This window comes from Allobaculum sp. JKK-2023 (assembly GCF_034745455.1).
GTDB lineage: Bacteria > Bacillota_I > Bacilli_A > Erysipelotrichales > Erysipelotrichaceae > Allobaculum.
The window spans coordinates 37,885-59,327 of the sequence record NZ_JAYERV010000003.1 but is presented as its reverse complement, the minus strand read 5'-3'; the positions used below and the strand labels follow the sequence as shown (position 1 = coordinate 59,327).

14 protein-coding genes are annotated in these 21,443 nt (G+C 43.8%); 5 read left to right on the top strand and 9 right to left on the bottom strand.

Going from position 1 to position 21,443, the window contains the following annotated elements; genetic code table 11:
• The first annotated feature begins 378 nt into the window (after window positions 1-378).
• Both U4956_RS00345 and U4956_RS00340 read left to right on the top strand, forming a co-directional pair.
• Window positions 379-2,085: a C39 family peptidase gene (locus U4956_RS00345; protein ID WP_323088140.1), complete on the top strand. Its 1,707-nt coding sequence runs from the start codon at window positions 379-381 to the stop codon at window positions 2,083-2,085.
• Between the two features lie 654 nt (window positions 2,086-2,739).
• The gene (locus tag U4956_RS00340; RefSeq protein ID WP_323088138.1) at window positions 2,740-3,180 is read left to right on the top strand and encodes a hypothetical protein; all 441 of its coding nucleotides are present in this window, start codon (window positions 2,740-2,742) and stop codon (window positions 3,178-3,180) included.
• Window positions 3,181-3,868: 688 nt separating this feature from the next.
• On the opposite strand, the gene U4956_RS00335 is transcribed toward U4956_RS00340, so the two are convergent.
• From U4956_RS00335 to U4956_RS00315, 5 genes are all read right to left on the bottom strand, one after another.
• Entirely contained in the window at window positions 3,869-5,077 is a 1,209-nt protein-coding gene (locus tag U4956_RS00335) for a transposase (RefSeq protein WP_323088136.1), read from the bottom strand.
• Entirely contained in the window at window positions 5,037-5,687 is a 651-nt protein-coding gene (locus U4956_RS00330; RefSeq protein WP_323088134.1) for an IS607 family transposase, read from the bottom strand. The genes U4956_RS00335 and U4956_RS00330 overlap by 41 nt, the downstream gene beginning before the upstream one ends.
• Before the next feature lie 251 nt (window positions 5,688-5,938).
• Entirely contained in the window at window positions 5,939-7,564 is a 1,626-nt protein-coding gene (locus U4956_RS00325) for a transposase (RefSeq protein ID WP_323088133.1), read from the bottom strand.
• 143 nt (window positions 7,565-7,707) lie between these two features.
• Window positions 7,708-8,217 (bottom strand): metallophosphoesterase, encoded by a 510-nt coding sequence (locus U4956_RS00320; RefSeq protein ID WP_323088132.1) that lies wholly within the window; start codon window positions 8,215-8,217, stop codon window positions 7,708-7,710.
• Between the two features lie 200 nt (window positions 8,218-8,417).
• Window positions 8,418-10,001, bottom strand: coding sequence for a hypothetical protein (locus U4956_RS00315; RefSeq protein WP_323088131.1), 1,584 nt, complete (start codon window positions 9,999-10,001; stop codon window positions 8,418-8,420).
• A 1,013-nt stretch (window positions 10,002-11,014) separates the two neighbouring features.
• On the opposite strand from U4956_RS00315, the gene U4956_RS00310 reads away from it, so the two are divergent.
• Window positions 11,015-13,600 (top strand): ABC transporter ATP-binding protein/permease, encoded by a 2,586-nt coding sequence (locus tag U4956_RS00310; RefSeq protein WP_323088130.1) that lies wholly within the window; start codon window positions 11,015-11,017, stop codon window positions 13,598-13,600.
• 494 nt (window positions 13,601-14,094) lie between these two features.
• Window positions 14,095-15,156 (top strand): YdcF family protein, encoded by a 1,062-nt coding sequence (locus U4956_RS00305; RefSeq protein ID WP_323088128.1) that lies wholly within the window; start codon window positions 14,095-14,097, stop codon window positions 15,154-15,156.
• Window positions 15,157-15,311: 155 nt separating this feature from the next.
• Here U4956_RS00305 and U4956_RS00300 read toward each other — a convergent pair whose 3' ends face one another.
• Together U4956_RS00300 and U4956_RS00295 are read right to left on the bottom strand one after the other, a co-directional pair.
• Window positions 15,312-15,449: a hypothetical protein gene (locus tag U4956_RS00300; protein WP_323088127.1), complete on the bottom strand. Its 138-nt coding sequence runs from the start codon at window positions 15,447-15,449 to the stop codon at window positions 15,312-15,314.
• A gap of 376 nt (window positions 15,450-15,825) precedes the next feature.
• Window positions 15,826-16,167 carry a hypothetical protein gene (locus tag U4956_RS00295; RefSeq protein WP_323088126.1) on the bottom strand — a complete coding sequence of 114 codons (342 nt, stop codon included), beginning with the start codon at window positions 16,165-16,167 and terminating at the stop codon, window positions 15,826-15,828.
• Between the two features lie 1,457 nt (window positions 16,168-17,624).
• Here U4956_RS00295 and U4956_RS00290 point away from each other — a divergent pair.
• Window positions 17,625-19,052 (top strand): mechanosensitive ion channel family protein, encoded by a 1,428-nt coding sequence (locus tag U4956_RS00290; protein WP_323088124.1) that lies wholly within the window; start codon window positions 17,625-17,627, stop codon window positions 19,050-19,052.
• Between the two features lie 965 nt (window positions 19,053-20,017).
• Here the strand turns inward: U4956_RS00290 and U4956_RS00285 are convergent.
• Both U4956_RS00285 and U4956_RS00280 read right to left on the bottom strand, forming a co-directional pair.
• Window positions 20,018-20,284, bottom strand: a complete 267-nt coding sequence (locus U4956_RS00285) for a hypothetical protein (protein WP_323088122.1) — start codon at window positions 20,282-20,284, stop codon at window positions 20,018-20,020.
• Between the two features lie 321 nt (window positions 20,285-20,605).
• Window positions 20,606-21,442: a PTS system mannose/fructose/sorbose family transporter subunit IID gene (locus tag U4956_RS00280; protein WP_323088120.1), complete on the bottom strand. Its 837-nt coding sequence runs from the start codon at window positions 21,440-21,442 to the stop codon at window positions 20,606-20,608.
• Between the last annotated feature and the right edge of the window lies 1 nt (window position 21,443).

The window sequence follows — 21,443 nt, the reverse complement described above, 5'->3', positions numbered from 1 at the left end:
TTTCAGTTCCTGACAAGATGCTGACTTAAAAAAAGGAATGCTGCGTGTTCAAAAGACATAAAATTCGGTTCATCATGCTCTTAAGCCACCTTTATAACTTCTATAACTTCGCATTTTACGGTCATTCAAGCTTTTCCGATTCTTTCCAGTAAAGGGTTAAATGAAGAATCAAAAACCGTCCCAGCTGAATTGATCACAAAGATGGCTTTGGTCCGATGCATGTAAGAACGGATATTTTAATTTGCAAAAGCGGATGAAAGATCCAGTCGTGCATTGTCTGAAGCGCAGCAGGATACTTCAAAAAGAAAGTAGGAGTTGGCAGTTCCATTCCATTTCAGCCTCACGGTTTGATTCGAAGGTATCCCTGCCAAAAATTTGATGAAACGAACAATTCAGTTTACGCTGTGCGGACTGCTGCTGGTTCAGCCTGTCAGTAATCCGGTTTTCGCTGCTGAAGATATTTTCGAAGATCAGCAGTTTGAAGACTCATCCTCTGCCACTCAAAATCAACAGACAGATTCAACTGCCTCATCTGCTTCTGAAATCTCGGATTCAAAGATATCTGGAACCCAGACTATTGAGCAGGAAAATACCCAATCGGAGCATGATCTTCAAACTCCAGCTTCCAGTTCTGATCGCTCATCCAGTGAAGATCATGCAATGAGCAGCAAGATGGAAACGCAGAATGAAGCAGAGACTGTTTCTTCTTCCCTTTCCCCTGTTTTTCGGCTGTACAATCCGAACAGCGGTGAACATTTCTACACTCTGTCCGAAGTTGAACGCGATACACTGATGCGGCTGACCTGGAAATATGAGGGCGTGAACTGGTATATCAATCAGTCTGAGGACGGCGCGCCTTTATTTCGACTGTATAACCCTAACACAGGCGATCATCATTACACACTTGACTCCAATGAACGCGATACACTGGTCAATGTCGGATGGAAAGATGAAGGAGTTGCCTGGTCTACCGATCCTAAACAGACAACCCGTGTCTATCGCCTGTATAACCCGAATGAAAAAAGAGCCGGTACCCATCACTACACGACGGATGCCGGTGAATATGAAACGCTGGCCAGGCTGGGATGGCGTCAGGAAGGCACCGCCTTTTTTGCCCTGCCCCCGGCCGAGCTGAAAACGACCACTTTCAACGGCCAGCCAGGAACTGTCTATGAAAAAGCTGATGGTACTTATGCAACCGGCCTGCAATTCATTGACAACAATCTGTACTATTTTGATCCCGATACCGGATGCATGCTGGCCGATTTGCTGCTTAACCATCCACAAATCCAGAAGACATACTACTTTGGCCCGGATGGCAAAGCCTGTCAGGGAATGGTGAGCGTCCATGGCCAGACCCGGGTGTTTGACCAGAACTACCAGATGCTGACTTCCTGCACATATGTTTCAAGAAATGGCACAGTTTTTGTCTTAGATGAACAGGGCCAGATCGATCCAGGTATTCAACGGATCGGTTCTGTCGTCCTCACCCCTGGAAGCGATGGCACAATCCAAAAATCTGCATTTACTTCAGTTTACCGTTATATGCAGACTGATCCTCGCTGGGGAGGCGTTGTTTTTACCAATGTCAGTTTTTCCCAGCTCGGCTGTGTTCCGACTGTGATGTCCTCTATTATCAATACGCTTACTTCGGCGTCGACGACACCACTCGAACTTGGCTACGCGCTTCAGGCGGCCGGATACATGAGCGGAGATGTTTTTGGCAGCAAACCATTAGGAACAGTAACCAATGGAATCCCATGGCTTGCCGAAAAATATGGCCTTGTCTGCCACTCCTATATGACTCTGGAAGAATCCCGGGCTCTTTTAAAGGCGGGCGGCATGATCTCTTTAACAGCCGGACCCGGACTCTTTGCGAGTACCTCCATCGATCATCAGATTCTGGTTTATGGATATGATGAAAACGGCATGGTCTATGTGCATGATCCCTATGACTCTTCCCGCTCCGGACGATACAGTTTAGAGATCGTTTATGCGCAGAAGAGCGCATATTCAGAGGCCTATGAAGCTGGTTCCGTCTTTGGAATCGAAAATCCGTCAGTCAACGGCCGCTACGATTTTTAAACTCTATCCAAAGGAGTCTCTGCTCTTTAGGCCGATGACAGAATCAGCTATCGTTTTTGCAGCATGAATTCCTGCGGGTCCTGCAGATCTTAGAAACGACCGATAACTCTAACCATTAAAGGACACTGCCAGTAAAAACAGTGTCCTTTTTAAGTTCCAGACAGAGCGGTCCATGCTGGGTTATGGCGTTTCGAGAAGATGCCATCAATCCTTTTTGGCCAGACAAGATGGTTGGTATTCAGGAGGAGGAAGGTGGATACAGAGCATTTCTTGGAGGAGTGGATCTGGCCTGTTGGATGAAAACAAAGCCCGATTACGGCAAGTATCGGCACATGGCTAAACAGAACGGCGCATGACCAAACAGAATAAGGAATCAAAGTGAAAGACCAATTCAAAAAACAGGCCGGAATCATCATCTGCTGTGAGTATTTCGGCCTGTTTTGAATGCAAAAACACAGAATGCCAATTAAAACTGTATTCAACTGTATTCATATGGTCCAATTTAAGCGGTTTTCATCATTGCAGGCAGCTGACAGACTCCTCCAAAATGAATTGTGGATATCCGAAAGAAGCGGTCTGGACTTGAAACAGAAGGTCAGACTCGCTTCTTTTTTCGAGAATTCCATAAATTTAAAATCCATTATGATGGAAAAAGTGTGTAACATCGGATCAAAATCCATTGTAATGGATTTTGATCCACAGGGGAAAAAAGTTTTAAAAACAATGGAAAAGTATTACCTGGCCGATCATGGAATTCGGGAAGCGATCCTTGAAAGCAATCAGCGGGATATTCAGCTGGTTCTGGAAAATCTGGTTTTTCTGGAAATGAAACGCCGTGGATATGAGGTGCGGATTGGTAAAGTTGGAGCGCAAGAAGTCGATTTCGTTGGGACCAAAGGCGGCGAAAAACTATACATCCAGGTTTCTTATCTTCTGGCTTCCCCTCAAACGATCGAACAGGAATTTGGAGTATTCAATGAAATTCATGACAACTTTCCCAAGTTCGCCGTTTCGATGGATGAACTGGATTTTTCAAGAAATGGCTATCACCACTGGAATATTCGGGATTTTTTACTGGGAGAACCCTGGACATAAATCGAACCGATTCCAGTTATCTGGAGGAAAAGAGATATCCACAATTGCTTGATGGATACCAAACCAATTGATTCAATGAGTGAACGTAAGTTTTCGAAGCGGTTCTTTATAGCGGCCTTCCCCTGGTCAATAGCTGCGCCTTCAGCCAACTGTTAACGACTCATTTTTTAGATTGAAGGCGGTTTTCAGAGGTTCAGGAGCAAGAGGATGCGCTGTAAAGGACCTCTCGCCCAAGCCTGACCAGAGAAAAAATACATGAACGGAGCTGATATGCCAGCTGCTACAAAGGACGAATCCGCTACTAAATATCTACAACTATCTAATATTTCTGCTCGATAGTTACAGATATCTTCCCCCATCCAGCTTGAACCTGCTAAGGATCTGCATAAAAGTAACTCTCCCAATAAATCTAGCCTAAGTCAGATATATAGCGACTATATTCAAACTATAAAAATCAAACAACGATATAAATATAATTTAGTTATAGGTCAGCACGCTATTTCTGCAAAAACATAAAACAGGGATTTATGCAAATTCTTAAACAGGTCTGCTCTGGAGGGATTCCTGCTTCTTCTCCTTTTGGAGTTTTTCCGCCCGCTGGCTTACACAGCGTTTATATGGCAGTCCACAGGCATTCTCCTTCCCCCATAGCGAAGGGTACTTGCAGGATGTTCTTTTTGGTGAACCTTTATTCCTGCACCAGGTCATGCTGATTGATGTAGCAGTATGCCAGATTCATGCTGGCATTCAAGTCTCTGTCAATCACATGGCCGCAGACCGGACAGATATAAATCCGGTCCTTTAACTGAAGATCTTTCTTGACGTTTCCACAGTGTGAACAGGTTTTTGAGCTTGGAAAGAACGGATCGGCAAAGACAACTTTAATCCCTTTCATCTTCGCCTTATATTCAATCTGTCTTCGAAACTCTGACCACATCTGCTCACTGATTGCTTTGGCAAGCGTATGATTTTTCATCATGTTCTGGACCTTCAGCTCTTCCATAACAATTGCCTTAGGCAGAGTATTGACGATGTCCCTTGTTACCTGATGGACATAATTGGTTCTCAGGTCTTTGAGTTTCTTATGGACACCGGCCACCACTTTTCTCTGCTTCTGGTAGTTCCGGCATTCATGCAGCCCTCTTCTATAGACCGGTTTTCGATAAGTCTTTCCGTCTTTTCCAATGACTTCCTCATAGTGGTCGATGTTGGCCCGTTCTTTTCTGGACAGGCGTCTTTGCTCTCTTAACAGTCTTCGCTCAAGCTTGCGCACTCGTCCGGTTTTGTTGATGTTTGGATACCAGGTTCCGTCTGAAAGATAAGCAAGCACTTTAATTCCCAGGTCAATGCCCAGGACTGTAGAAGTCAATTCTGCTTTTTCTTCGGGAACCTCGATGCCGACACTGATATACCAGTGTTTTCCATCATAGGAGACTCTTGGGTTGCTATAGTGAGCCTGTCCCTTTGGAAGGTCTGGAAGAGGTGAGGCTGTTCTGACAAAGCCGATCTTCTCACCGCGAAATCCGTTTTCTGTTTTAGTCAGGGACTCATAGTTGACATAAAATGACGGTTTTGTGCAGTTGCGGCTGTGAAACTTTGGAAGTCCGCCAGTACCTTCCAAAAAGCGGGTGAGTCCTTTTCCGGCATCTTTAACAGACTGCTTGACGACATTAGCCCCGACTTCCTTCAGCCATGAGTATTCCTTTGTCTTTTTTAGCTGCGTCAACTCCTTTCGGACATCTTCTTCCTTAATGGACCATAAGCCGGTCTCTTCGTGATGTTCCTTCATTCTTTGCACAAAGTAGTTGTGGGCAAAGCGGGCTGTTCCTGCCGATTTAAAGAACGGTTTTTCCTGCTCAGGTGTTGGCAGCAGGCGGATCTTTTGCGCCATAATCATCTGGATCAGCCTCCTTTTGGCTCACTTCTGCAATGAGCTTCTTTGTTTTCTTTGATCTTTTGCCATACAGGCGGTTTGCAAAGTCGGTAACAATCTGGATCAGGTCCTCTGTCAGTTCCTGTTCTTCTATTCTTTCCGTATGGTCGATGATTTCGATTTCTACATCGTTCAGTTCACAAAAATAAGCGAACATATCATACCCAAACCGCATCAGACGGTCCTTATACAGCACAACAACCTTATCAACCTCGTTACTGGAGATCATCTTCATCAGCTTCTGGAGGCCCTTCTTTTTGTAGTTGATTCCGGAACCAATATCGCTGATGACATCAAAATTGTAGCCTTTGGCAAGCATGTAGGTTTTGACATTCGAGATCTGAGCTTCCAGATCATTCTTCTGGCCGTTCGTACTGACCCGGCAGTAACCGACGACTATTCTGGTTGGACGATTTTGACGTTTGTATTGATATAGCTGATCTTCTGAGTAATAGCGGGTCCCTTTGGGAGAAGTGACAGCCGGCTTGAGAATTCCGTTCTTATCCAGAATTCTGAGCTGCTGTACAGACACGCCCAGTTCTTTGGCAAATTCACCGATTTTCATCAGGGCCATAAACATCATCTCCGCTATTATGATATCGCTTTCATAGCCGAAAGCCTATATATTTTTATATTAAATAAAAGGATTTATAATATTATTTATAACTGTTAAACGCCCATATCAAATATTAACTGGTTAATATCATTTGGGTTCGTCCTGTTTTTGTATGGAAGACCAATTGAATCAATTATCCTTAGATAATCGAAAAAGTAGAAGCACAACTTTGGATTTTAAACTAGTTTAGCTATACACATCAATGACTGTTACAGATGAGTATAGCCGCGCATTCTACTTCGTTCCTTATCAAGGTTTAGATGAGTTGGAATTTCTATATCTAAAATTTTATAAAATTGTTTTACGTGCTTGTTAGGAACTTCGATCACAACTTTTTTATTAGGTCCTAGGCAGCACATCAACGATTGGGTTTTCCCAAATAATCGTGATGTAGATACGCCGGTATTTTCCATTTGTTTTCGAACGAGCAACAGAATGATTGTATCGATAATATCGTGCAGGATTTTCCCTCTGACTGTTGTATCGCTCCATTTTGAAAGAGGAAGCAGTTCCAAATATTCTTTACTGGTTTTGAAAACTGTCTCTATCTCAGTGCGGCAGAAATACCGATAAAGCAAATCTTCAGGAGAAGTATCGATGTTGGATAGAAGAACAAAATATCCGAATTTGACAGTCATCCAGTCCTTGTCTTTATCCTTCATCTTTTGAAACTCATCTTTGTGGTCTTCAAGATAATCAATAAAGTGGTAAAGCGCATTGTTCTGATCTACATAAACGTAGGCGTATTCGTCATATTTTCCGTATAGTTTGATTTTCTTCTTTCTTCCGAAATAGGTGTGATCCTTACGAACAAACTGGTATTTCCCTTTATTTATCTGGTCTTTGAACTGCCAGTAGAGTTCTTTGAACGGGTACCCCCGTCTGGCTGGCATCCGGCTGATGACGGATTTTGAACTTCCAATATGGAAAGCGGCTATCAGCGGCTCACATACATAGCCAGCATCAAGAACCAGCGATTCAATTTCAATATCCAAAGTCGAAGCGACATCATTGACAATGTTCATCACCGTGCTTAAATCCAGCACATTGCCAGGAATGATGTCATACCAAACTGGCAGGCCAGTCGCATCGTCTAAAACCAAGACCAGGCGGATTTGAATTTCAGATGACGAAAGTCCATGGCAGCATAGTGCATTAAAAGGGTTGTTGGTAATCTGGTTTGGAAGAGGAGTAGAGTCTACGTAGCATCCCTGGCCAAATTTTGGATTTTGTTTCTTCATCAGCTTTATAAACTCTTTGAAGAATGCCACCCGGGTTTTATCGCTTCCCAGCAAAGAGAAAAAAGCTGTATCGGAGTGTAGGGATTGAATTGGCAAGTCTTCAAATAAATAAGATGCATAAGATTTTTCAAGAAAATCATCACAGCCAATTTTTGATCCATCTCTGAGAACTCCATGAAGAATATGAGCAAGAACCCTTTCCAGTTCTTCTTTTTTTGGAAAAACCGTTTTGAAAACCTCCAGCAGGCCACGTTTTTCTAAAAATTGTAGAAGTAGATATGAGTCACCAAAAACCGTATGAATTTGCGGCTCTGGGAAAACCAGCTTACATTGGTTCTCTTTTTCTTCTTCTGAAACAGGAGAAAAAGTATCCGTAGTCACGTTATAGTGAACTAAACCACGTGTTGGAGAAAGAAAAACCCCGGATTTCTTATCCTCAGCAAGTGAAATCACCTTGCCAAGACGTTCTAAAACCTGTTGAGCAGAATGGTTTTTCCTCTCTGGCGCATAAATAGACTTAACAATGGCCGCGGACCCAGAGACTATGTTATTTTCAGCATCACGAACGATTTTCTGAACCTTGATATAAGCCATAAGTAGAAGCACACTCCTCTATGCTTCAAAGTAGAAGCACATTTAGTATAGTTCTACCGAGGAAGATATGAAATTTAATTGATGCTTAAAGGGTTTGTTGGAAAAATAGACAGTGTGCTTCTACTTTCCTGATTATCTAAGGATTATTCAGTACGGCTGATTCGCTTAAACGGCCACTTTTCTTGCCTGATCAGTTCAGGTTTTACTTCTCCATCTTCGATCAAAATTCTTGCATAAGAGGGCTGGCTCTGGTTTCGGGGAATGGATGGGCTGCCGGGATTGATCATCCAGATTCCCTGTTCATTTTTTATGGCTGGAACATGAGTATGGCCATATAAAACAACTGAGCAGCTGTTTTCTTGTGCCAGTCGAACCAGTTCTTCTTTCAAACTGGACTGCGAAAACTTGTGGGAGTGAGTCATCAGAATGCGGATACCATCCTTTTCCACTACTCTCATAGACGGCATCAGCTGACCAGGAAAAAAGTCATCGGTATTCCCTCTTACAAATTTCCATTTTGGAAAACGGGAGGGGTCATCCTGAAGATCTCCCAGATGAAGATAAAGATCTGCCTGTGGATAGGCTTTTTCCAAATCTGTTAAATATCCGTTGAACCTGTGAGTATCACTGACCACAATAATTTCTGACTGCATATTATTGGACTCCTTTCTTTCTGGATTCAACATTCGTAATTTGGCAACAGATATTGATGGATTATCTGTCTTCCTGCAATTGGATGGACGGGCTGCACGAAACTGGATTTCTTGGGGATAATCGGCCTTATTTGGCAGCTTTTCGGCCTTGGTCTGTAAAACTCATGAATTCATGAAAGCAATAAGTCCTCTACAGTTTTTTAGTGATTGCTTCTGAAGATCGCAACATAGAACTGCTGTTGAACAGAATCGGATTTTTCGTCAGATGAATTGTCCTTGTCAACAGGCAGTTCGATGACCATTTCATATTCCGAATCTTTTTTTGAAATCTTTTGGGGAGTCAGCTCCATAATCTGAATCGGTGCGTCAACTTGTGAGGTAATCTCTTCGTTGTCTGTAAACGGTCCTAAATGCCGGGGAATGGACAGATAGCAGATTCTGTAATCCTCTGGCTTGTCACTGTCAAAAAAATCTGAGTGGATCGTAAACACGGAAGAGCACATTGCAGGATCACTATAGCATCTTGTCCAGAAAGAGGCTGCAAGAATCTCATCAGGCTGACTGTTCAGCAACGATGAAAAAGCATTACTGGAAACAGGAAGGTCACCAAACTCATACCAATCAGGGACCAGAACGGAATAAACAGGCTGGCTGTTGTCTTGATTTTGAACAGTTATCTCAACTGGATCCGTTGCAAGAACGCAGTTATCAGGTCCAGGCATCTGATTTCCCTGTTGTATGATAACTTTCCCTGACCAGCGGCCGCAAAGAGCAGTCGAACTGCCAAATTTACTGTCGGCATTCAGTTCGATCAGAACCGGCGATCCCGTAATTGTCTCTTTTTTATCCGCAATGGATCCATCAAGAGCCGCTCCAAAATATCCCCCATTTACCGAAGCGAGCGTCTGGTGTTCGGGAGCGGTCAGGTTTATGTCATAAAACCATAGTGCTCCGCCATCCTGAACAGTAAAGTGAACGTTATCAATCGTCTTGTTCACCATTCCCTTCGAGGCTTCTATTCGTTTTACGGTTTCTGCACAAAGGTCTGCATAGGAAACATCCAGAGCATCCATTGCCTGAATGGTTCTTGCAATTTCCTGTACGATCTGGTCATCTGTGGGTTCATTTTCCAGCGTAATGGCAATGTCTCCTGTCTTTTGAGACTTAAAGGACATCAACTTCAGGGTTTCAATCAGATTTGAAAGTTCTTCGGGTGTTTTCACAGTAACTTCTGTGACGTCATCCAGTGGATCAAAAAAACGAATTCCGTATGTTGCCACCAGCTGCTGGAGTCTGGCAGGATCGTCTTTGCAGTTTTCCAGCAACTCTGCAACAATCCACTCTTTCTCTTCCAGTACCTCTGGAAGGTTCCATAGACTGCCGGAGGTGAGATAAATATCGACTGGTCCTTCAACCACAATGTCTTCACCACTCGAATTCTCTGATGTCAGGTTCTGATAAACCTGAACAGTTAAGGATTCATCATTGTCATCAGCATCTTCCTGACTGGCCTGGTCTACTGCTTGTTTCAGCTCATCAAAGCTCCAGACAGCCTTTATAGATTTTGACTGATTTTGATATAGGGCTTTGAGATTATGGTCAATAGACGCATACGCAAGTCTGCCGCTCAAACCCACTCCATTCGTCTGATCGGATCCGGAAACCGTACTTTGTGAAGCAGTGGTGGATCCTGAACTGTCCGCTATGCTGCAGCCGACAGGTCCCAGACTCAGCAGGAGTGCCAGTGCGCCTGCTGTAATCTGGTCTCTGGTTTTTTTACTCATAGATCAATTTCCTTTCTCATTTCAGCGCTGAAATTTGCTTTGTGTTTTCAATTATTATAGCTGCTTTTATGAGCGAACATTAAGCAAAACAGAAACTGTGGTAAAACAAAACTATTGAACACTGGCTTATGACCTCGTATTGGCTGCCCTGATTTTGGATCTTTCTTTATTAACAGCTATTTCTTCGTTCTTCTCGAAAATTCGTTCTCCTTGCACACGACACACACGGAAAAACGATGCGCTGGGCTCATTGCAGAATCTGAGTACAGTTTCCAGTGAGATTTCCTTATCTGCCCATTTTTCATTGCCTAAATCCGATCCGCGATTATTTCCGTTTTCTTCCGTCCTTTGTAAATTCCTTTCCCTTTGCATGGCAATTCCCTCTTTCTTTTCTGCTTGGCCAGCGCGATTTCCCTTTCAAATCCAACTGGGCAAGTGCTGTAAAAATCGCCAGCATCATTGTGCCCGATGGGATCGAAGTCTCAAACTGTTCCTTATGGCTTACCAGACGGATACAAGGAGCCAACAACAAGATCAAAACCGTACAAAGGCAGGCCTATGGGGATGAGGTGAAGGCTATTTCTTCCTGAAGATCATCGAAGTCTCATATCCGACAGCAGTTAAGAATCCCAAATCCTGCCGGATTATTCAGCGCCCCTAAATTTGGCGGTTTTCAGGAGAATTTTTAATAGGAAACGTTTTCCATTTGCTTGTCTCAAGCCGTTTTCTTTGAACAAGTATGGTAAACATGACGCAAAATCTACATTTCGATTCAAGAAATTCCATTGTGTTTCAGATCGCCTTACGCCTTGACGAATCAAGCCAGCTGTAATTGCAGTTCTGATACAATTGTTTTCGTTCAAGGCAGTTTGTGATGGATCCAAAGAAAATTCAGCCCGATTCTTATTGAAGTCTGGTCATGGAAATCGTGTGGATATCAATCGAAATCAAAGACAGTCAGCATGAAATCCGCTACTCTGAATTCATCAGCAAATCTGCAGAAAGGATACTCTATGCTTCAATGCAAACATATCGTTAAGGAATACTACGCTGGCGATCAGATTGTAAAAGCAGTCAATGATCTGTCGGTCACCTTCCGGGATTGTGAATTTGTTTCGATTCTCGGTCCTTCCGGGTGTGGAAAAACGACGTTTTTAAATATTGTTGGGGGCCTGGACCAGTACACCAGCGGGGATCTGATCATCAACGGCAAAAGCACCAAGCAATACACAGATAAAGACTGGGATACCTATCGTAACCATCGGGTCGGCTTTATTTTCCAGAGCTACAACCTGATCATGCATCAGACTGTTCTCAAAAACGTTGAAATGGCGCTGACTTTATCTGGTGTTCCAAAAGAAGAACGGAAAAAACGCGCCATTGCGGCTCTTGAAAAAGTCGGTCTGCACGATCAGATCTATAAGAAACCAACCCAGATGTCGGGCGGCCAGATGCAGCGTGTGGCCATTGCCCGAGCCCTGGTGAATGATCCGGAAATTGTCCTGGCCGATGAACCAACGGGCGCGCTGGATTCCGAAACATCGGTGCAGATCATGAATCTGCTTAAAGAAATTGCTAAAGACAGACTGGTTGTCATGGTTACCCATAACCCGGAACTGGCTGAGCAGTATTCGACCCGAATTGTACGCTTAAAAGACGGTAAGATGCTTTCTGATACCAATCCGGTAACTGAAGAAGAAACAGAAGTCAGAAACCGCCAGATGACCAAGCCGGGGATGTCCTTCTGGACCGCGCTTTCCCTCTCCTTCAATAACCTGATGACCAAGAAAGCCAGGACATTTTTGACTGCATTTGCCGGATCAATTGGCATTATTGGCATCGGGCTGATCATGTCCTTATCCAATGGAATGCAGGCTTATATCAACCAGGTGCAGAATGATACGATGGCGGATTATCCGATTGATCTGAAGGACAATACGATGGATATGTCAGTCATGATGACGACCATGATGGATATGGCCGATGATCAGGAAGTTAATGAGGAAGACAACAAAAACATTAAGACGTCCAAAATGGTTGAGTCGATTCTCAGTTCAATCTCCAACACCAAAACCAACAATCTCTCTGAGTTCAAGAAATACATTGAATCCGAAGATGGCCAAGAAATTCGGGATACCGCAAAAGCCATTGAATACTCGTATGCGATGCAGATGAGTGTCTACAACGAAGCTTCTCCCTATGGTCTGGTCAAAGTCTCCCCAAATGGACTGATGGATAAACTTGGACTGAGTTCTATGGGCCAGATGCAGTCTACCTTCGGGATGAAAACGCCAATGAATCAGGAAGTCTGGGTACAGATGCCGGATTCACAGGTTTTGCGTGAAGAAAACTATGAGCTGATCGACGGTTTTTGGCCGGCCAATGAAAATGAAATTCTGCTGGCTGTGAACTCCCGCAATGAAATCACGGATTACGCGCTATATTCATTAGGCATGCTCGACCAGGATGAGCTGGCAGACAACTACCAGAATGTCCTGAATGGCAAGCTTGATAAAATTGAAGTTTCCAGCGAAGGGGAATATACCAACGAAGACTTCTTAGGCATGGAATTAGAAGTCCTGCCTGATTGCGATTTATATACCAAAGAAAATGGACTCTGGTTTGATAACAGCGACGATAAAGATTTCATCAAAACGCAAATCCAAAACAAAGCTGCTCATGTTAAAGTGGTTGGTATCGTCAAGCCAAAAGAAAAGACAGTCAGCACCACTGCCCTGGGCGGTGTTCTCTATGATTCCAAACTGCGTGACTGGGCTGGAAAGCAGGCTGAGGAAAGTGAAATCGTTAAAGAGCAACAAGACAATCCGGATATCAACATCTTTACCGGCAAAGAGTTCTCTAACGGTGAAAAATTCTCGATGGATACGTTAACCCCAGAACAGATGATGCAGATGCAGTCCATGCCGCAAGAGCAGCTGCTTGAATACATTGCCACCTACAACAACAACGCCAATGCGACTTACCAGAGCAACCTGGATACACTAGGCGTACTGGACAAGGAAATTCCTTCTTCCATTAAGCTGTATGCCAAAAACTTTGATGACAAGGAAAAACTGGGCGATCTGATTACGGAGTACAACACCCTTCAGGAAGATGACAATCATCCAGAAAATATCATCACCTATTCCGATACAATCGGTACGATGCTTTCCGGTGTCCAGACGGTTATCAATATGATCTCCTACGTTCTGATGGGCTTTGTTTCCATTTCCCTGATCGTTTCTTCGATTATGATTGGAATCATCACCTACATCTCCGTTCTCGAGCGCATCAAAGAGATCGGTATTCTTCGTGCGATGGGGGCTTCTAAGCGTGATATCCGCAATGTATTCAATGCGGAAACGTTCATTATCGGCTTAACTGCCGGACTTCTTGGTGTGGGCCTGACAATCCTGCTGAATATTCCCATCAGCATGGTTGTCGAAAACCTGACTGGAGTAGCCAATGTTGCAGTCCTGCCATGGCAGGGCGGCCTGATTCTGATTGCAATCAATCTGGTTCTGACCATGATCGCCGGTCTGATTCCTGCTTCGATTGCCTCCAAGAAAAATCCAGTCGAAGCACTGCGTACAGAATAATGTGCATCCAATCATGTGCATAAACGAATGCGCACCGAATCAATAAAATCAGCTTTCCACATTTAGCTATTCTCTTATCCATATATTTATATCTATATCTATCGTTTATTGATCGTTGTCAGCCCTTTGGATGTTCATCTCCAAAGGGCTTTTGTTTGGCGCCTGTACAATAGACCTGAATTTAGGTAGGTGTAGATCGCTAGAATTGTAAAGATTTCTGGCAGTCCAGATTACATCAATGTAAGGTCACTATTGGACTGGTGAAATCCTGCTGAAAAGATTGTGGATTACGATTAGACTATAACGTCGTTGCTGCCGCCTGATTCTGGTTCAAAATCAAAAGATGCCCTGAGCAGGTTGAGGCGATTGATTTTGAAAATGAATTGGAAAAGACAGAAGCACTCTGTTTAAGTCTGCGGTCTATAATCGTTGGAAGAATTAACGCTTATGGCAATAAAAAAAATGAAGACAGACCAAGATCTGTCGATTGTGAGGTGATTTTCATTACAGATTCTGTATGGATGCTGGCCAGTCTTCCATTTGTTATGGGACTGTTATTCTTTATCGTGGTCATGGCTATTGAGCCGCGATCGCTGTGGAGTGGAACAGCTTTATTTGCCCTGGTGGTGGGCGTTGGCTTATCAGCCGTCATTTTACTGTTTGGATTCAGGGACTACTGGGTCAACAATCAAGCGCTGTCAATGTTCCTGGTGATTCTGGCAATGGGCTTTTTACTCTTTCTGGTGTTCTTCCCGTTTGCACTGGGCGGGTTTTTGATCATTGAGGGCATCAAGCTGATTCGCCGTGAAGGTTTTTCGTGGTCAAACTGCCTGTCTTTAGGGCTTGGAACTCTGATTCTGTTTGATCTGTTCATTATCCCGCTGCTGGCACAAAAACTTGGAGACAATTCCTTCTATTGGTTTATCGCATCGATTCTTTTGATCATAACGACTTACTTCTCCATTCAGCTGGCGATCTATTGCCTGTCCGCACTGGTGAATCTGTTTCATCCGATTCGCAGAAGAAAACTGGATCAGATTGTTGTACTGGGATCTGGTCTGATTGGCACGGTTGTCCCGCCGCTTCTTCAGGGACGCATTGAAAAAGGAATTCGGCTTCAAAGACAGAATCCCCATGCTGTTTTGATTCTGTCTGGCGGTCAGGGTCCAGGTGAACAAATCCCGGAAGGCATGGCCATGATGGCCTGGGCGATTGATCATGGAGCAGATCCAGATCGAACTATCGCTGAAACCAGATCGAAGAACACCCAGGAGAACCTGATCTTTTCAAGAGAACTATTTGCCAGTCCCTATGGAAAGACCGCCCTGGTCACAACCCGCTATCATGTTTTTCGAGCTTTGCTGCTCAGCCGCCAGGTGCATATGAAAGCAATCGGCTATGGATCGAAAACCAAGTGGTATTTCACTCTCAATGCCTTGCTTCGTGAGTTTGTCGCGTATCTGAGCATGACGAAAAAAAAGCAGATCAAGTATCTGCTGGTGTTGATGTCGCCGTTCTTGCTTGTTGCGCTCTTCAACCTGATTTTCAGTACTTAATCCATCTGAATTTAAAACGCCAGAACCTTCTGGATGGTCAAAATTGATCAAATCCATGCGTTCTGGCGTTTTCTCTTTGCCTGCCCGTGTAAAGCGGGCAGTTTATCCATCTAATGAAATTGCATCTCCAGGCTGAAATGAGATCAAAGACTCCTTCAGTGTTTTCTGGATCTGCGGGGTCTGTATCCACTGCCGCGGGCAAACAGGCCTATGATTTGATACCAGCCGCAGATCAGCCACCAGACGACAGCCATGATGCCAAGCAGCCATAACCAGTTTCTGCTTCTTCTCATGTATATTCCTCCTGCTTATCAGAGTAACAAATCAACATTGACCATCCTCTTTCAGCTGGCGAATAAAACTGAAAGAAATCCATTTTCTACTGATTTCTGGGCAGACGCTTCCCACAATCAGGCCGAAATCCGATCAATTGCTGACGTGTAGCCGAGTCTATCACAGGTTGGAATGAAAAAACAATCTCTCAAAGTCGTTGAAGCGATCCGGATTGAGTGAAAAGCAGACAATTTTAAGACCTGGATCACGGCTCAATTCAGATGAAAGCCTTATCAGTCTTCGAAAAGAATAAGTTTATCCAATCCTTTAAGGAAACGCTCCTGTGGCGGCCAAAATAAAAACCCCACAATCGAGGTGAGGTTTTTATTCATTGACTTAAGCTGCGCTTGCGGGTTCAGCTTCAATCTTCTCCATCCGAACATCATGCTGTTCGTTGCGTCTGGACGAACGTTCATTCGCTGCATGGGTGGCAGGTTTTTCCTTCTTGACATCATTCTGGTCAAAAGTAACCAGAGGTTCGCGTGTAGCTGGATCGATAAAAGCCAGTCTGGTACCAGTCAGATCCGCCAGACGGATTAAATCGTCGCCAGAAAAGGCATCTCTGGAGTATTTCGTGTTCAGAGCCTGGGGTCTGGAGAGTCCCAGAATCCGAGTATATTCGACGCTTTTTACTCCTTTTAACGCGAGCAGACTTTTAATTTTGTTCGTTTTACTCATATCCGTTTCCTCCATGGGACAATCTAGGGATGATAACCGAATTGCATTCGGTTGTTTAATGATTGGACGATCATTTCATCCAGAAATTCGAGTTATTCACAATTCACATTTTCATTATAGGCAGATTTTCTGTCAATGAATGCGATGAAATGCGATTTTTTAAAAAATATGGATTTTTTGCATGTTTTTGTTAGATGATTTGAAATCTTCAAGGATAAGATGATTCCCTTTTATGTACAAGGAATATTAATTGCTATCTCTTCTTTGAGACTTCTGTTCTCTCCCTCCCGGTCTTCATAATCGTTCAATCACATGGAATCAAGCTGGTGAATATGGATTTGTCTGTCCATATATTCACAAATATGCATTCAGAATAATACATTCCCTTCCCGATCCCTCCAGACCACTGGTTCTGACCACGGGACTGCCTGACCCTGAACCTGACCGGGACGCGCTGTATTATTTCGATTTTTACACTAATGAAATCGACAGATCCGGCAATTAGTATGACCTTTGTTTTCACTTAAAGTAAAGCTCAAAGGATTAGAAAAAGCAACTATTCCCTAGAGAATCAAAGTTGTTTATACGCTTATCTCAATCAGATGGATATATCCCATAGCTTTTGTTAAAACATTTTTCTGATCATGTTTAATCACTTTTTTATACATTTTTAAAAGTGTATTGTTTTTTGGTATTTTTTCGAAATTCTGGCAAATCCTCGAAATTCAAAATTGCCATCAGGTGAGATCTTGTATAAAATTTTTATTTATATTTTATATGTGCCTTTTTCGTATAGAAAACCGTCCCCTATACGAAATTAATCAAAGAAAAATCTCTATTATTTATCTCTCTTTGCTTCAAATTTAAAATTACCATTTCTGAAAATGTATATTCTGCTTTATCCTCCGGTTGAACTTGATTTTGGTCAGGAAGAAGAGACAAAGAAGAAAGACTGATTTCATTAGGCCGGGAATTTTTCTGTCTTTATTCTCTCTGTTCGAGATGATCGATTCAAACTGATCATTTTTCATTTGAATTGGCCATCTGCCTAAAGACCGACTCAGTTCAGTTCTGCCTTTTTTTATAGACACCTCTTTTTCCTGCCTGAAAGCATGAGGGTGCGTGAATAAGGTCTGGCTGCTCAATTTCCTGGTTTTGATTTTCTCTCAACAGATCATTTCGATTGCCTGTCAATTGCCTGCCCATCTTTTTATGAACAGACTGATTCTGGCTTTATTTTCTGAATCTGTACCTTGACCAGAAAGTTTCACCAGCCAGAAAGTGATCGATAACATTGTGGTCCTCTTGCCTGTGCGCTTTTATCCGTAAAGAAAACGGGCAGAAATCTGGTCGATATTGATATTTGCATATTTCAGGAATCCCGGTCAAGTCAATCCCCCAAAAGAAGGTTCTGTCTACAATTAAATTGAAACTGTATTCGCAAACAGGGGGATTTTATGTCACAAGACATCAGTAAAGATATTCTTCAGTTTTTAACCACCATCTGGATTCCAATCGTGGAAGTCCTTTTTGGCGTGATTGTTGGACCGTGGGTCAAACGTCTGATCGTTCGGATGTCAAGAAAGTCCGCAAATAAGGGGTTGATGACTTTCATTGGATCGGCAGCCAATATGTTGATCATTGCCATTTCCCTGATCATGGCCGCTGAAGCTTTTGGTGTGAAAATGAACAGTGTAATTGCTTTGATCTCTGCATTGGGTCTTGGCGTTGCACTGGCTTTAAAAGGCAATATGGCCAACGTGGCCGGAGGGATCCAGATTCTGATCACAAAACCGTTCAACGTTGGCGATTATATCAAAGTTGCCAGTCATCGCGGAGTCGTAACGGCCATTGAGTTAATGTTTATTACCATTCGAACCGATAATGGCAAAGAAATTGTTATTCCTAACTCCACAATCGTAGAGGACATGATTATCAACTATTCAAAATATCCGGCCCTGCGCCTTAAAATTCCATTTGTCCTGCCGATCGGCATGGATTATGAACAGGTTCGCAAGCGGGTTCTGAGTCTGATGAAGGACAATCCCTATTTCATCAAAGATAAACCCGTCGATGTGCTGGTCACCAATATGACCAGCAGTGGGGTAGAAATGAAAGTCATCGGTTTCGTTTTGGTCAGCCAGATGGAAGTCTGCAAAAATCTTGTCTATCAGGAACTTTCTCGTGGTCTTCCCTATTTCCAGCATGGCGAAACGGATACTGAGGTCGTGAAGCTGGTCAACGATATTCCAGAAACAGTAGTCAACCAGAAGGATATCAATACCAAAGCAGCCGGGGTTGACCTGGCTGACCTGCCTGAACCAGCCAGCATCCAGGCTCCGATTCCACAGCCTGTTCCTGAAGCCAGTAAGGTTAAAGATCTGGAAGATAAACTCAAAGAAGATCTTTCCCTGCCGCTTGAACCCTTTCTCCACCCCATCCGCACAATCGAAGATAAAATCCGGGAACATGAACTGGAGGAAAACGAAAAATATACCAGTACTGACGATTGCCAGCCTGCTTTTGCCGACACGTCTCAACTGACCAGCCAGACTTCTAATCCAAAACAGGCTTCCAGTACAGAAACCGCGCAAAGCTTCCCCTCCGCCACGACGGCTTTAAATCCCGCTTCTGCAAACCTGAAAACCGCCGATTCCATCAGCCCAGAACCCGATCGTATTCCGTCCATTCCAGTTTCAGTGGATCCGGCTTTGCAGCCTGAAGCCAGTTCTTCATCAGCTTCCTTGCAGAATGCTGTCGAAACAAAGACTTCTGAAAAGTCTTTGGCCGCCTCCCCACAATCCTCTTCGTCTGCCGCTTCCTCCATGGACCAGCCCCAAAGCAAGAGGACTGATGTTCATCCAGACCAAAACACTTCATCCTGATCGGATTCTTTTCAATCAAAGATCAGGCCAGAAATCGAAGGACGCTCTTCAGGGATCGCCCTGCCCTCTCAGCACGCCATCTCTTCCGTTGCCACTTGTCTTCTTACAGGTGGCTTTTTTTGACGTTCAAGGCTTTTTAAAGCGCGAAAATGGTCAGTTTACAGACTGAAAGCAGCAGAAATTTTCCAAGTCTGGTTTCCTGATCCATATTTCTAACCCATATTTATGGAAAGAAAGCAGGGATCAAATAATGAAGAAGACCATTACGCGAAAGACAAACCCGACTTGATGTGATTTAGAAAGAAAGGCCAGGAAAGAAAGACGAGGAAAGATGAGCTGAAGCATGAAAAAACCAGGACGAAAAGCGCAGAAAAGATGGGAACAGACGCAGCGGGATGGAGAAATTCGATGACGATTCCACAAGCCGTTAAACCGGCGGAAAACAAAATAAAAAAGGCTCCACATCAGGAGTCTTCATCAATGGAACCGTAGCGGGCCTTACCTTGCGGTAAAGGATTTGAGGGATTTTTGACAGATGATGAGGGAATCATCGTCAGCTTGCCAGAAATAAATAGTTATTGCTTTTGCGGCAACAAAAAGCGCAGCCTGTTATCGAGTCATCCAGACTGTTTAACTGATATCATCTTAACAAAATTGAATTCAATGACAATTCTAACGCCTGATTTACTTATCAGGATAGGAATCAATCTCGGTAAGACTCTACAGGAAGTGCCCAGCTCTCATTTCGGCCATGACTATCACTGCTTTTTTTCCTGGTCTGAAATTTCAGCTTTTCGTGCAGTCTGTCCTTTGAGGAAAATTCCGATTTTTCTAAAGCAACGATTCTTTCCTGTTTTGTCTGTTTATCGTTTGTTACTAAAACAGATCTTCTGGCCTGAGTGAGATTTCTGCAAAAAAAGCCATCCGAATCAGGTGGATCCGGATGGCTTTCGGCATGGCAGGAATTATGCCTCTTGATTCAGAAGGAGAAGCAGCTTGTCAAGATTGTCTTTTCCCCGTTTTAAAGCCAGACCAATTGTGAGGACTGCTGCTACGCTGCAGGCAAACAGAATACAGGCCGGCCAGACAACCCAGGGAACAGATCTGAAGAAGAGAGCCAGGCTGATGAAAAAGGAAGACAATATCATTGTATTTGCCAGCCATTTTTTAAGCCGGTTGTAGAGTGTTGTCTGTGTAACAAACTGCTGTCTGATCTGTTGTGGACTCAACATTGTTCAAACTCCCCTTCCAAATTCAATTCATGATCAATCGCTCCCTAAAATTCCAATCCCGGCATCCAGAACGGACACTCCGAATGAAGAAGACATTCATACAGTCAGGAGCTAATTCGTTTGAAAAGACCATTCGGCCTGTTGACCAAAACGTTCTCTTCGTTGTTTAGCAAAATTGAAATATATCCGCCTCATTTCATGACCAAGGCCCCGTTGTGTACCCTTTCAGACTTTCCAGATTTCCTGTTGAAATTTCTCGCCTGAATTTCTCATTGGAGTCAATACAACGAAGACCACATGAAGGCAGATGCTTGTTTTTGTTTAGTAGTTCAGGCCTGGATCGAAGAAGCCGATCAGTACGCCCACAAAAGCGATGACAACCAGTAAGAGCATCACTTTGAGCGGCGACATTTTCTTTTTGGCCATCAGCCACCAGCAAAGCATGATGAAGGCAGCGGTTAAAAAGCCAGGATAAACATTGTTCAAGGTATCCTGCAAAACCAGGAATGGTTCATCGGCGCCATTGGCAGTCATGGAGAAAGCCGTTGTTACCGATACCCAGCTGGCAGCAACAGCACCAATGACAATACCGCCAAGCATCGTAATGGATTCACGCAGCGCTTCGCCCTGCGGGCCAACCAGGAAGTCAACCGCTTTTCCACCCATTTCATAGCCCTTAAAGAAGAGCATTTTCATGCCAAAGTAGGCAATCAGGTTCCAGACAATAATATAGAAGATCGCACCGATCGGACTTCCGCCAGTGGACATCCCCATTGCAATACCAAGCAGAATTGGAATCAAGGTTCCGACAACCAGGGAATCCCCAATGCCAGCAATTGGCCCCATCAGACCTGCACGCAGGCTGTTGATGGTTTCATCATCGACATCTTCCTGTCCATTGGCTCTGGCTTCTTCCAGACCAGCGGTAATGCCGACAATCACGGTTCCTAACTGAGGTTCTGTATTGAAGAAAGTCCGATAGGTATTCATCGAACGCATTTGCAGATCTGGATCGTCCGAATACAGATCGCGGATGATGGGCAGCATGGAAACCATGTATCCAAATGTCTGCATGTGTTCTTGTGAAAAGCAGGTCAAATTTCCATAATACCAGTTATTAAAGGCTTTGGTGAGCGCCTTTTTGGAGATCTTTGCCATG